The 13349-nt window shown below is 39.6% G+C and carries 13 protein-coding genes and 1 other RNA gene; 1 reads left to right on the top strand and 13 read right to left on the bottom strand.

What is annotated here, in order from left to right:
• Positions 1 to 57 precede the first annotated feature (57 nt).
• The 9 genes from ACFFHF_RS03380 to ACFFHF_RS03340 all read right to left on the bottom strand — a co-directional run bounded on the left by ACFFHF_RS03380 (position 58) and on the right by ACFFHF_RS03340 (position 7650).
• Positions 58 to 189, bottom strand: a complete 132-nt coding sequence (locus tag ACFFHF_RS03380) for a YrzQ family protein (protein ID WP_119709224.1) — start codon at positions 187 to 189, stop codon at positions 58 to 60.
• A 21-nt stretch (positions 190 to 210) separates the two neighbouring features.
• On the bottom strand, positions 211 to 402 hold the full coding sequence (locus ACFFHF_RS03375) for a YrzR-like zinc ribbon domain (RefSeq protein ID WP_066049968.1): 192 nt from the start codon (positions 400 to 402) through the stop codon (positions 211 to 213).
• Between the two features lie 42 nt (positions 403 to 444).
• The gene (locus ACFFHF_RS03370) at positions 445 to 924 is read right to left on the bottom strand and encodes a PRC-barrel domain-containing protein (RefSeq protein ID WP_160547673.1); all 480 of its coding nucleotides are present in this window, start codon (positions 922 to 924) and stop codon (positions 445 to 447) included.
• A gap of 84 nt (positions 925 to 1008) precedes the next feature.
• Positions 1009 to 3408: an SF1B family DNA helicase RecD2 gene (gene recD2, locus ACFFHF_RS03365; RefSeq protein ID WP_160547672.1), complete on the bottom strand. Its 2400-nt coding sequence runs from the start codon at positions 3406 to 3408 to the stop codon at positions 1009 to 1011.
• Between the two features lie 40 nt (positions 3409 to 3448).
• Complete coding sequence (locus ACFFHF_RS03360) at positions 3449 to 4099, bottom strand: tetratricopeptide repeat protein (protein WP_377057596.1); 651 nt, start codon at positions 4097 to 4099, stop codon at positions 3449 to 3451.
• A 109-nt stretch (positions 4100 to 4208) separates the two neighbouring features.
• On the bottom strand, positions 4209 to 5324 hold the full coding sequence (mnmA, locus tag ACFFHF_RS03355) for a tRNA 2-thiouridine(34) synthase MnmA (protein WP_340904728.1): 1116 nt from the start codon (positions 5322 to 5324) through the stop codon (positions 4209 to 4211).
• 23 nt (positions 5325 to 5347) lie between these two features.
• Entirely contained in the window at positions 5348 to 6490 is a 1143-nt protein-coding gene (locus ACFFHF_RS03350) for a cysteine desulfurase family protein (protein WP_377057655.1), read from the bottom strand.
• Between the two features lie 51 nt (positions 6491 to 6541).
• Positions 6542 to 6961 carry a cysteine metabolism transcriptional regulator CymR gene (cymR, locus tag ACFFHF_RS03345; protein ID WP_160547670.1) on the bottom strand — a complete coding sequence of 140 codons (420 nt, stop codon included), beginning with the start codon at positions 6959 to 6961 and terminating at the stop codon, positions 6542 to 6544.
• Positions 6958 to 7650 carry a YczE/YyaS/YitT family protein gene (locus ACFFHF_RS03340; protein ID WP_377057594.1) on the bottom strand — a complete coding sequence of 231 codons (693 nt, stop codon included), beginning with the start codon at positions 7648 to 7650 and terminating at the stop codon, positions 6958 to 6960. Before ACFFHF_RS03340 ends, cymR begins: the two co-directional genes overlap by 4 nt.
• A 151-nt stretch (positions 7651 to 7801) precedes the next feature.
• Here ACFFHF_RS03340 and ACFFHF_RS03335 point away from each other — a divergent pair, with 151 nt between their 5' ends.
• Positions 7802 to 9070 carry a replication-associated recombination protein A gene (locus tag ACFFHF_RS03335; RefSeq protein ID WP_377057593.1) on the top strand — a complete coding sequence of 423 codons (1269 nt, stop codon included), beginning with the start codon at positions 7802 to 7804 and terminating at the stop codon, positions 9068 to 9070.
• Positions 9071 to 9104: 34 nt separating this feature from the next.
• Here ACFFHF_RS03335 and ACFFHF_RS03330 read toward each other — a convergent pair whose 3' ends face one another.
• The 4 genes from ACFFHF_RS03330 to hisS all read right to left on the bottom strand — a co-directional run bounded on the left by ACFFHF_RS03330 (position 9105) and on the right by hisS (position 13340).
• The gene (locus tag ACFFHF_RS03330) at positions 9105 to 9872 is read right to left on the bottom strand and encodes a tRNA threonylcarbamoyladenosine dehydratase (protein ID WP_119709233.1); all 768 of its coding nucleotides are present in this window, start codon (positions 9870 to 9872) and stop codon (positions 9105 to 9107) included.
• A gap of 171 nt (positions 9873 to 10043) precedes the next feature.
• A non-coding RNA gene (gene ssrS, locus ACFFHF_RS03325) (6S RNA) lies at positions 10044 to 10226 on the bottom strand.
• A 49-nt stretch (positions 10227 to 10275) separates the two neighbouring features.
• The gene (gene aspS, locus ACFFHF_RS03320; RefSeq protein ID WP_377057592.1) at positions 10276 to 12054 is read right to left on the bottom strand and encodes an aspartate--tRNA ligase; all 1779 of its coding nucleotides are present in this window, start codon (positions 12052 to 12054) and stop codon (positions 10276 to 10278) included.
• Positions 12055 to 12059: 5 nt separating this feature from the next.
• On the bottom strand, positions 12060 to 13340 hold the full coding sequence (hisS, locus tag ACFFHF_RS03315) for a histidine--tRNA ligase (RefSeq protein ID WP_160547666.1): 1281 nt from the start codon (positions 13338 to 13340) through the stop codon (positions 12060 to 12062).
• Positions 13341 to 13349 lie beyond the last annotated feature (9 nt).

Genomic DNA, 13349 nt, shown 5'->3' with positions numbered 1-13349 from the left:
GGAATAGCAAGAATTATACAAAAAGAAAAGCCCCTTTTTCAGGGACTTTTCTTTGTATTAAAACATTTTTGAAATTCTTCGCTGCATTTTTCTCATTCCACGCCCTGACATCATTTTGTTTTTGCGAGCGTAATTATATGCAACAACACCTGCTCCAATTGCAATTGCAGAAGTTACCATTCGATTCATTTACCTCACCTCTTAGTAGATTTATGAGCTATATCGGCGTTCATCTTCTCCAAAAAGATCGTCTAATGAGCTTAATGTACCGTCTTCCTCAACTTGGTGAGTATTAATGATTCCTTTTGCTAAAGTTAGTTCAATGAAGCAGTTCCAGCAATAGTATTGGTTAATTCCAATTTTCCCGATATCTTTGCTTTGGCAGTTAGGGCATTTTAACATCGTAGACACCTCACGTATAGGTATATCTTAAGGAATGTGCTCCTAAGATTTTTTTACGTTCACGATGATGGCGTCTTTTCCATACTGGAGGGGTTCATCGGTTTTGATGACACGCTTTCCTTCTTTGATGTCTGAAAAAAAGCCATCCGAACATTGATACCCTACGATTGTGCCCAATTCTTCCATAAAATATACATCCTCAATCAACCCGAGCTGCTCTCCTTCAGTAGATAACAGCATATTCCCGGATAGACTTCGACAAAATGCAATGGAAGAATCACTGCCCCTTTTGATTGGTTTTAGCAAAGTTCGGTCTTCAATCATTACTCCATCCGAGCCAAAAGAAGTGACGTCTTGAATATCAAGCTGTGCGGTCCTTTTAACAAGCATTCCTTGCTTTACTAACAAGAATTGGACCGAGTCACTAGTCGCAGATATGATGAGGTCATTGACTTCACCAACCTTTGATCCGCTTTCTTTCTCGTACACACTAACTCCCTTTAGCAATGTAAATGTCCGCAAGATACCACCTCTTTCGAACATTACTATTGTTCACGATGAAGCAAAAAATCATAACGAGAAACGATTTCCAAATCTCATGGTTGATCAGATTCCCATAAAGCTATATGGAGTTATACCTTCCATGCCAATCATTGGGTCTATAGACAACAAGTGTTCCTCAGCATTTTGTATCGTACCTTTTTCGCTTTTGCTCTCATTATGGATTGCAATGTCTTTTTCCAATTTCATTCGTAAGGTGGTCAATCTTTCTTGCTCATCCGATCTTGAAATACCGACCCTTAAAGCCTCTTCTTCTCCACAAAGGATCAAAAACTGTTTACTTCTCGTAATAGCTGTATACAAAAGATTTCTTCGCAGCATTCGATAATAGCTTCTTACTACGGGGAGGATTACAATCGGAAATTCACTCCCTTGAGACTTATGAACGGAGCAGCAATAGGAATGGGTGATTTGCTGAAGGTCTTGTCTTGTATATGTAGCTTCTGCACCCTCAAAAGATACAACGATCATATCCTCTTTTTCCGTATTTTCTTTTGCATAAAAAATGGATACTACTTCCCCTATATCACCATTGAACACATTATTTTCCGGCTGATTTACAAGCTGTAACACTTTATCCCCGACACGATAGGTCACATCTCCGTACTTTATTTCTTTCCTCGTCCCATCAGGGTTTGGGTTAAAAATGTTTTGCATTAACGTGTTTAAGCGATCGATACCAGCAGGTCCTTTATACATCGGTGCAAGAACCTGTATATCTTTTGCTGTATAACCTTTACTTTTCGCATTTCGGACGACCTTCTCAACTACATCCGCAATTTGGTTTGCGTTACATCTAAAAAAGGAGCGGTCTTTTTGTTGCATACTTATATTGGCAGGTAACCGTCCCGATTTAATTTCATGAGCAAGTTCAATAATAGAGGATCCTTCCGCTTGGCGATAAATATCTGTAAGCCTAACAACGGAGAGAACTCCGCATTCTAGAAGGTCCTTTAAGACCTGACCCGGACCTACAGAGGGTAATTGATCCTCGTCCCCAACCAATATCACTTGAATCGATTCAGGCAGTGCTTTAAATAGCTGATTAGCAAGCCATATGTCAAGCATGCTCGTCTCATCTACAATTAAAATTTTCCCTTCTAACGGGTTGTCTTCATCTTTGCTGAACCCTTCAACCCCATTCCATCCTAAAAGCCTGTGGATGGTAACTGCAGGAAGTCCTGTAGATTCCGTCATTCGTTTTGCTGCACGGCCCGTTGGCGCTGCCAATATAAACGGAAAGGGCTCGTCTCCTTTATAATCATTTGGATCTAAAGAGCAGCCATGTAATTCAGCATACAGCTCCACAATCCCTTTAATAACCGTTGTTTTCCCTGTACCTGGCCCACCTGTTAAGATCAGCATCGGTGACATCAGAGCCGTCTGAATCGCATCTTTTTGTGTTGGAGCATACTGAACACCTAATCGTTCCTCAAGATTTCCTAGGGCGAGTAAAAATTCAGAATCAGGAAACTGATTTTCATACTGTGTTTGAGAGACGATTTTTTTTATGCTTGTCACTAGTCCCTTCTCGGAGAAAAATAGGGAAGGTAAATACACCCTCATTTCTTCAACAATGATTTTCCCTTCTTCTTCGAGCTTAACTACTTCTGCTCCAATCGGTGAAAAGTCAATTTCATCACGTTTATTTTCTTCTAATAATGTCTTTACCTTATCCAGTAATAATCCTGTTTCCATATATACATGACCATTTTGCATACACTCAACCTCAAGTGTATATAAGCAGGCCGCCTTGATACGATCTGGGTGATGACCGGAAATCCCAAGTTGAAACCCTAGGTCATCTGCCCTGGTAAACCCAATACCTTGAATATCTTCAACAAGCTTATAAGGATTGGACTGTATCACTTCTACTGTCTGATCTTTATAAGCCTGGTATATCCGCATAGAAATTTGCGGACCAAATCCATATTGATTTAAAGCAACCATCGCTTGTTCTAATCCTTGATGCTCAATTAGGGTATCATAAATTTCCTTTGCCTTATCCGGAGGAAGCTTAGGAATTTCATCAAGTACGGACGGTTGTTGCATGATTTTAGAGATAGCATTCTCTCCTAAAACTTCAACGATTTTCTCTGCGGTTTTCTTTCCGACTCCTTTAAAAAGCTCGCTTGATAAATAGCTCACTACGCCTTGCTTCGTTTGGGGTATATCCTTTCGAAAATGGGTTGCGTGAAATTGTTGACCGAATTTCGGATGATCCTTTAACTCTCCATAAAATATGTACGTTTCCTGTTCATGAACTTTTGGAAAATATCCGGTGATTACAGCTTCTTTATCTTCATAATTCTCATTCGTTTCTTCCACGCGAATTCTTAGAACGGTGTACAAATTTTGTTCATTATGAAAGATTGTGACAAGATGCTTTCCTTTTATAAATATCCCTTGATCCTTAAACAAATCGAGCGTTTCTTGTCCCTCCAAAGAACTTCCCTCCTTATAAAAAATCCGCTACGAATGAAGATTACTCTTTTTCGATTAATTTCTTTCCGTAACCTGCTAGAAGATGATCAGGTTGTAATTCCAATGCCTTTTCAAACATATCAAGTGCTTTTTTTCCATCTTCCTTAAAACCATATGCAACACCAAGATTATAATAAGCATCAGCGTGTAAAGGATCTAACTCTACACATGCGTTAAATTGCTTAATCGCCTCGTCAAGTAGTTCTTGATTTGCTAAACATAATCCAAATTGAAAACGAGCTTCTGCATCATCTCCATTTAGCTCCACACTTCTTTGCAAATAAGGTAAGGCAAGCTTAGGCTGCTCTAACTGAATAAGCGTAAATCCAAGCATAAAATAATTATCACTAGAATGTAGTCCCTTTCTCATTGCTAGTTCAAACATATCTTTTGCTTCTTCTAGTTGTTCATTTTCAAAATATAGGTTTCCAGCATTATAATAAGCAGTTGCAGCATTTTCATCGATTTCTATCGCTTTCTGAAAAAATTTGAGTGCCTTCTCATTTTCACCAACTGCTGATAATACGTTTCCAAAATTTATATATGATACCGCATCATTCGGGTTATCCTCAATTGCCTTCATAAATAATCCAGCAGCTTCTTCCCACTTTCCCTCCTTCATCAATTGAATCCCTTTTTCATTTTTATCCATAGTACACGCTCCATTATTTATTGTCTTTTATTATTATAACTTCTTTTCATCTAGTTTTGTCCTTTTTATACATACGAAAACCTCGACCATAAGAATCGAGGTTTCCTCCTTACCCTACATAAGTTAATTGCTTTTCGTCACGGAATACTTGATCAATGGTTCCTCCGCCAAGGCATTCATCCCCTTGATAAAAGACAACTGATTGACCAGGTGTAATCGCTCGGATTGGCTCAGCAAATATCACCTTTACTGTCCCATCTTCTAATCTGTGGACAGTGACTTTGTTATCAGGCTGACGGTAGCGGAATTTAGCCGTGCACTCGAAAGTCTGCATCACTTCCTTGTCCGTAACCCAACTAACATCAACGGCAATGATTGAATCAGAGAACAATTTATCATTATGAAATGCTTGTCCTACGAAAAGTACATTGCGCTCAAGGTCTTTACCGATAACAAACCAAGGGTCACCCGCCCCACCGATTCCTAAACCATGTCTTTGACCGATTGTATAGTACATTAACCCATCATGCTTACCGACAACTTCTCCCTCAAGTGTTTCCATATTCCCAGGCTGTGCTGGTAAGTAATTACTGAGAAATTCTTTAAAATTACGCTCGCCAATAAAGCAAATCCCTGTACTGTCCTTTTTTGTCGCAGTTGCTAAATTGGCTTCTTTAGCAATCTCTCTTACCTTTGCTTTTTCAATATCTCCTATTGGAAACATCACTTTTTCAAGTTGGTTTTGAGAAAGCTGATTTAGGAAATACGTTTGATCCTTGTTTTCATCTATTCCACGGAGCATTTTGTATTCCCCATCGCGGTATTCAACTCTTGCGTAATGCCCAGTTGCTAAATAGTCCGCACCTAGCTTCATAGCATGCTCTAAAAAGGCTTTAAACTTAATTTCCTTGTTACACATCACATCGGGATTTGGGGTTCTTCCTGCTTTATATTCTTCTAGGAAGTAAGTAAACACTTTGTCCCAATATTGCTTTTCAAAATTTACTGCATAATATGGTATACCGATTTGATTACAAACTCGAATTACATCCTCATAATCCTCAGTAGCCGTACAAACACCAAATTCATCGGTGTCATCCCAGTTTTTCATGAATATTCCGATCACATCATACCCTTGTTCTTTTAAGAGTAATGCTGCTACAGATGAATCTACTCCCCCAGACATACCTACGACAACACGTATGTCCTTGTTGTCTTTTTTCACTTTCTTCACCTCATTCGCAAGCTTTACCGTGTCAGCCTACTTACTATTCTCGCCGTAACTTCAGCTGAACGTTCAACCTGCTCTTTTGTATTATAAAGGCCAAAGCTAAATCGGATAGAGTTTCTCACTCGTTCTGATTCTTGACCAAACATTGCTACTAAAACATGAGAAGGATCAATCGAACCCGCTGTACAAGCAGAACCACTTGATACAGCCACACCTTCCATATCCATATTCACAAGCATTGATTCGACATCTGTGCCTGGAAAGCTTAAGTTTAGTACATGTGGGAGGGAATTTTCAAGTAATCCGTTTACTGAGAGTGTAATATCTTTCGATTGAAGTGATTCAATCAGGAGTTTTTTAAACTCGGTAAATTGCTCGACCTTTTCCGCTCTATCAATCGAAGCTATTTCAACCGCTTTAGCAAAACCAGCGATAGACGCTACGTTCTCTGTTCCCGCACGTCTTTTTCGTTCCTGTTCTCCCCCGAAGGAAAGTGGCGTTAATGCTGTATTTTGCTTTACATATAAAAATCCAATTCCTTTAGGTCCATTAATTTTATGTGCTGAGACGGATAACAAGTCCACACCAAGCTCCGTTACATCCAAATCCATTAAACCAAAGGCTTGAACAGCATCTGTATGGAATTTCGCTTGATGATCTTCTAATAGCATGGCAATCTCTTTAATCGGTTGTACCACTCCAACTTCGTTATTACCGTACATAATCGTTACGAGAATCGTTTCATCTCGAAGTGCTTTTTTAAAGTCTTCGATCGAAATTTGCCCATATTCATCAACTGGTAAGTAGGTTACTTCAAAACCTTCTTTTACAAGACTTTTACAAGCGTGCAAAACGGCATGATGTTCGATCATGGTAGTAATAATATGGTTACCATTCTTTTGATAAGCTTTCGCCACACCTAAAATGGCAAGATTATCACTCTCTGTGCCTCCACTTGTAAAAATGATTTCTTCCGATTTTGCTCCAATGCTCTTCGCAATTTTTGAACGAGACTCGTCTACGATAGATCTTGCCGACCTTCCAAAAGAATGAATACTAGAAGGATTCCCGAATTGCTCTTTCATCACAACAGCCATCGTTTCAATGACATCCGCATGAACTGGAGCGGTTGCTGCATGATCCAAATATATATGATTCAACATGTTCACCCACTTAAAAATATCCACTTGAAACTAGCTTTACCTTTTTTCCTATATGTAAAACATATAGGAATCTGACTCTCCGTCATCTGTGTGGCTTGCTAAATCTTCTAGTGTTGTATTATCTAAAACACCTTTCACAGCATCACGAATTCTCATCCATAATGCACGCTTTGCAGGCTCTTCATCTTCAATCCCTTCAACGGGACTTATAGGACCTTCTAACACTCGGATAATATCGCCTGCGCTAATTTCTGTTGGTCCCTTTGCTAACACATAACCACCATAGGCCCCACGAATGCTCTTAACAAATCCAGCGTTTCTAAGAGGAGCAATTAATTGCTCTAAATAATGCTCAGATAAATCATTTGCTTGAGCAATCGTTTTAAGGGATGTTGGTCCTTCGCCATGTTTTTTGGCGAGCTCGATCATAATTGTTAATCCATAGCGGCCTTTTGTTGATATTTTCATAAACTAGCACCTCGATTACTAATATCTTCTTTTGTATGATCTGCCATTCTTTTAGCGGATTGTAATTTACTAAGGAAATGATCTGTTAGTTTTTGGCACTGTGGCAAAGCAATGCCAACGATAGGTCCAATTACAAAGCTAAACACGACGGTACCAATAAATACGGGCCCACCGAGTTGCCACCCAACAATCAGTACAAGAATTTCAATACAGGCCCGAACATATGTAACCTTCCAACCTGTTCTACCCGTTAAAGCAATCATTAGGCTGTCTCTTGGTCCAGCACCGAAAGCTGCAGAAATATATAACCCCATTCCGTAGCCATTTAATAGAAGACCCGCGGCAAACATCAGAGATTTTCCAACCCAATCATCAGGTGTTTGAATGATCGGAAGCAGAAAATACATATCAATAAAAATGCCAACTAATAGCATATTTAAAAACGCACCAATTTTAGGAAATTCCTTAGAAATAATTGTTGCTAAAGTCAAGATGGCTACCCCAACTAAAATTGACCATGTACCAATCGTTAGCCCAAATTGGTAATGAAGGCCCACATGAAGAACATCCCATGGAGTAGCACCAATATCAGCCTTGATTAATAATACAATTCCAAGGGACATAATTAACAAACCTAAAAAATAAATGAAAAATCTTGGACCCACTTGCCCTGTCTTTTTAAAACCCATTACCAATCAATTCCTCTAAACAAAATGGTTTCTTGTAAATCTTAACAAAATCCTAACTTATTTGATAGACATTTGACATTATAGCATAATAGTATGCAAAAAACACGAACGTATGTTACCTTTAGGTAAAACGATAAACGGGGCGATGAATATGAACGGGAAGCCACTTGCCTTCCGAATGCGACCAAGGACAATTGATGAAATTATTGGCCAGCAGCACCTCGTCGGTGAAGGAAAGATTATTCAGCGTATGGTAAAAGCAAAACAGCTTTCGTCCATGATTCTTTATGGACCACCTGGTGTTGGAAAAACATCCATTGCTAGCGCGATTGCAGGTAGTACAAAATATGCCTTTCGCACCTTAAACGCCGTAACAAATAACAAAAAAGATCTCGAGGTGGTTGCTGCAGAAGCAAAAATGTCAGGTAAAGTAATCCTTTTACTTGATGAAGTCCACCGTCTCGATAAAGCAAAGCAAGATTTTCTTCTTCCACATTTAGAAAATGGTGCCATTGTCTTAATTGGGGCAACGACTAGCAATCCGTATCATGCCATTAATCCAGCGATTCGTAGTCGATGCCAAATCTTTGAACTAAAGCCATTAACAGCTGAGGAAATAATAAAAGCACTTAATCATGCCTTGAATGATAAAAACCGGGGATTAGGAAATTACAATGTGCACATATCAAATGAAGCAAAAGAACATTTTGCAAGTGCTTCAAACGGCGATGTAAGAAGTTCTCTTAATGCTCTTGAACTTGCCATTATTTCTACGGAACCTGATGAGCATAGTGTTATTACCATTACTCTTGAAATAGCTGAAGAATGCCTACAAAAGAAGAGCTTTTCACACGACCGCGATGGGGATGCTCATTACGATGTTCTTTCTGCTTTTCAAAAATCAATACGAGGTAGTGATGTAAATGCAGCACTTCATTATTTAGGAAGACTCGTAGTCGCAGGTGATTTAGTTAGCATCAGTAGAAGATTGATCGTTATAGCGTATGAAGACATTGGTCTTGCCAATCCTCAGGCTGGCGCGAGAACCTTGGCTGCCATCGAAACAGCAGAACGTCTAGGATTTCCTGAAGCTCGAATTCCTTTGGCTAACGCTGTTATTGAGTTATGCCTTTCTCCTAAGTCTAATTCTGCCTATAAAGCATTGGACCTTGCGATTGCCGATATTGAAGCAGGTCTAAGCGGTGAAGTGCCCTTACATTTGAAGGGTGCCCATTATAAAGGAGCCGCCTCCCTAGGAAGAGGGATTGATTACTTATATCCACATGATTATGAAAACGGCTGGGTTAAACAGCAGTACTTACCTGACAAAATCAAAAAGAAGATTTATTTTAAGCCGAAAAAAACCGGCAAGTTCGAGCAAGCACTTGCTTCTATCTATGAAAAGCTGATGAAAAATTAACGGACAAGGTGTATGCTTGTCCGTTTTTACTTACCTATTCACTATCTTTAACCGTAGAAATTTTTATGTCTTTTAATAGCTCACGGATGACATAGCTTGCCATAATAAGACCAGCAACGGATGGAACGAAGGCATTCGAAGAAGGTGGCATCTTTGCCTTTCTTATCTCTGCATCCTCTTTCCCAACTACTTTTCGAACATCCTCGCGAATGACGATCGGGCTTTCATCTGAAAAAACTACTGGTATCCCTTTTCTGATACCTTCTTTACGTAATCGTGTACGAATAACCTTTGCAATTGGATCCGTATGTGTTTTTGAAATATCCGCAATTTGGAAACGAGTAGGATCCATTTTATTAGCGGCTCCCATACTTGAGATCATTGGTATATTTCGCTTTAAACACTCTTTCATGAGATGAATTTTGTACGAAATGGTATCTGAAGCATCCACTACGAAATCAAGACCGTATTGAAAGATTTCTTCATACGTCTCCTCTGTATAAAACATTTTTAATGAAATGACTTCACACTCAGGATTGATATCCATTATGCGTTCTTTCATCAAATCGGCTTTGGGCCTCCCAACTGTAGAAAGTAAGGCAATAATTTGACGATTCACATTTGTAATATCGACATCATCTTTATCAATTAAAATGAGACGCCCCACGCCTGACCGTGCTAGTGCCTCAGCAGAAAACGAACCTACTCCACCGATTCCTAATACAGCAACCGTACTTCCTTTTAATGTATCTATTCCTTCCTTTCCAATCGCAAGTTCATTGCGGGAAAATTGGTGCAACATCTTTCATCACTCCAGCATCTATATTTATGTAATAGGGTTCTTAACTTATTTTTCTCGATATGACTATACCATACTCACAAACAAAAACAAGTCTAGGTTCAATCTATACGGAACATAAAAAAACCCCTATGCTGATAGTAGCATAAGGGTGAAAGGTTATGTAAATAAAGTAAGAATCCCAATCGTGCCGTCGCTCGATGCCTTCGTTTTGAGCCCGCATAAGCAGGTGGGTGTTCTGTTTCAAGCTTTTGTAAGTCCTAAGCCAAAGGCATTTACGCCACTCGAAAACTCAAACTCCCGTAGTAAAGCTGTTGGTCAAAACTTTAGGTAATACCACGAACACATCAGGATTCTTATGTTTGATTAAACTATAACACACCATTAGGTACGTTTCAAGATGACTCTATTGTACCGTAATATTACGTTTTAATGACAGATGAAGGTCAGAAAGCTGTGCCTCGCTCACTTCACCCGGCGCATCTGTTAATAAACAGCTTGCACTAGCTGTTTTTGGAAACGCAATCGTATCTCTTAAATTGGTTCTGCCTGCTAAAAGCATGATGAGTCTGTCTAGCCCAAGAGCAATTCCACCATGTGGAGGTGTTCCGTATTCGAAGGCTTCAAGCAAGAAACCAAACTGAGCTTTCGCTTCTTCTGGAGTAAATCCTAAAATACTGAACATTTTTTCTTGAACATCTCTTTCAAAAATACGCAGAGATCCTCCCCCAAGCTCATAGCCATTCAATACAAGATCATACGCTTGTGCACGAACAAGAGCTGGATTTTCATCTAATAAGTGAAGATCCTCTCTCACTGGCATCGTAAATGGATGGTGAGCTGCATAATAACGACCATCTGCCTCATCGTACTCAAGTAATGGCCAATCGGTAATCCATAAGAAGTTGAATTTGCTTTGATCAATTAATTCAAGCTCTTTCCCAAGTTTTAATCGAAGGGCACCTAATGCATCAGCCACCACACTCTTTTTATCAGCTACAAAAAGAAGTAGGTCTCCCGTTTCAATTGACAACGCAGACTTTAAAGCCGCCTGTTCTTCTTCTGTAATAAATTTGGAGATTGGTCCTTTTAGTCCGTCCTCTTCCGCTTTTAACCACGCCAAACCTTTTGCTCCATAGACAGCAACAAATTCAGTTAAAGCATCGATATCTTTACGAGAATACTTGGTCGCAGCCTGCTTCACATTAATAGCCTTTACTTGGCCGCCTGATGAAACCGCACCTGCAAAAACCTTAAAGCTAGAATTCTTCACGATCTCTGATAAATCTACTAACTCCATACCAAAACGAGTGTCTGGCTTATCGGAACCAAAACGTGCCATCGCCTCTTGGTATGGCATACGAGCAAACGGTGTTTCCACTTGCAATCCCTTTACCTTTGACATCATTTCACTCATCATGTCTTCCATTAAGGAAATGATATCATCTTGACTCATAAAGCTCGTTTCAATATCTATTTGAGTAAATTCAGGCTGTCTGTCTGCACGAAGATCTTCATCACGGAAGCATCTTGCAATTTGATAATACCTTTCAAAACCACCCACCATAAGAAGTTGTTTAAATATTTGCGGTGATTGCGGCAAGGCATAAAACTCACCTGGATGAACACGACTAGGTACTAAATAATCACGCGCACCCTCCGGTGTACTTTTGGTTAAAATTGGAGTTTCTACATCTAAGAACCCTTCGCGATCAAGGAAGTTACGAACAATTTGAGTAACTTGATGACGCATTTTAAATGTTTCAAACATGGCAGGTCTTCTAAGATCTAAGTATCGATATTTCAAGCGAACATCTTCGGATACATCTGTTTGGTCTGCAATTGTAAATGGAGGTGTTTTTGCCTCGTTAATTATAGTAACGTGCTTTGCGTGTACTTCGATTTTTCCTGTTTGCAGGTTTTCATTTATCGTTCCAGCTTCTCTAGCAATAACTGTTCCAACTATATTTAGAACATACTCATTTCGAATTTTTTCTGCTAGTGCTAGAGCTTCTGGTGAAACCTCTGGATTGAACACCACTTGAATAATTCCAGTACGGTCACGCAAATCAATAAAAATTAATCCACCCAAATCACGGCGTCTTTGCACCCATCCTTTTAATGTAATACTTTCTCCAATATGCTGTTCTGTTACCTCTCCACAAAAATACGTTCTACCGTACATGTTCCCTATCTCCCTTTTTTAAAGATTGCTGAAAATTCTTCCATAAATGTATCTAACGGTACTTCAATTTGATTTCCACTTTCCATGTCCTTCACGCTGATTTTATTCGCTTGAAGTTCATCGTCTCCAAGGACTGCTACATACTTGGCTTGCAAGCGATCGGCTGTTTTCAACTGAGCTTTGATTTTTCGATCAAGATAATCTCGTTCTGCTGAATAACCTGCTTTACGGAGTTCATGCAAAAGCTTTACAGTATAGTCCTTGGCTGCCTCTCCTAATGAAGCGACATAACAATCAATTCCCTGTGTCACCGGAAGTTCAATTCCTTCTGCCTGAAGGGCTGCCAAACAGCGTTCAATACTAAGGGCAAAGCCAATACCCGGGGTTTCAGGACCACCACTTTCTTCTACAAGTCCATTGTAACGTCCCCCGCCACAAAGAGTCGTGATGGCTCCAAATCCTTCAGCATCACTCATAATTTCAAAAGCCGTTTGATTGTAGTAATCTAAGCCCCTTACAAGATTTGGATCGACTTCAAAATCAATTCCTAGGTCTGTTAAAAATTGTTGAACTTTATCAAAGTATTTTTTAGAATCGTCATTTAAGTATTGTAGGATAGATGGTGCTGTAGCCATAAGCTCGTGGTCACGATCTTTTTTACAATCAAGAATCCGAAGCGGATTTTTTTCTAATCTCGATTTACAATCGCCACAAAATTCATCAATTCTTGGTGAAAAATGATTGATTAAAGCATCTCTGTGAGCGTTTCTACTTTCCTTATCACCAAGGCTATTGATAATTAGCTTTAGCTTTTTCAGGCCTAAAGATTGATAAATACTCATAGCGAGAGCGATAACCTCTGCATCAATAGCGGGATCTGCACTCCCTAATGCTTCCACACCAAACTGAACAAACTGACGGTATCTGCCTGCCTGTGGTCTTTCATAACGGAACATCGGCCCCATGTAAAAAAGTTTCACTGGTTGGTTAGCATATCCAAACATTTTATGTTCAACAAAAGATCGTACCGCAGCGGCCGTTCCCTCTGGACGAAGAGTTAAACTTCTTCCTCCACGGTCCTCAAACGTATACATTTCCTTCTGAACAATATCCGTTGTATCGCCTACACCCTTCGTAAACACTTCTGTATGTTCAAAGATCGGTGTACGAATCTCTTTATATTGAAATCTCTCGCATAAATCTCTAGCAACCGTTTCAATAAATTGCCATTTTTCAACTTCTCCTGGGAGAATATCTTGCGTTCCTCTTGGTAGCTTTAACGCCATTTGGAACCC

Origin of the sequence: Robertmurraya beringensis, assembly GCF_042433785.1 — a bacterium.
GTDB lineage: Bacteria > Bacillota > Bacilli > Bacillales > Cytobacillaceae > Robertmurraya_A > Robertmurraya_A beringensis.
Note: the sequence above shows the minus strand (reverse complement) of the source record. Positions and strands in the feature narration are given on the sequence as shown.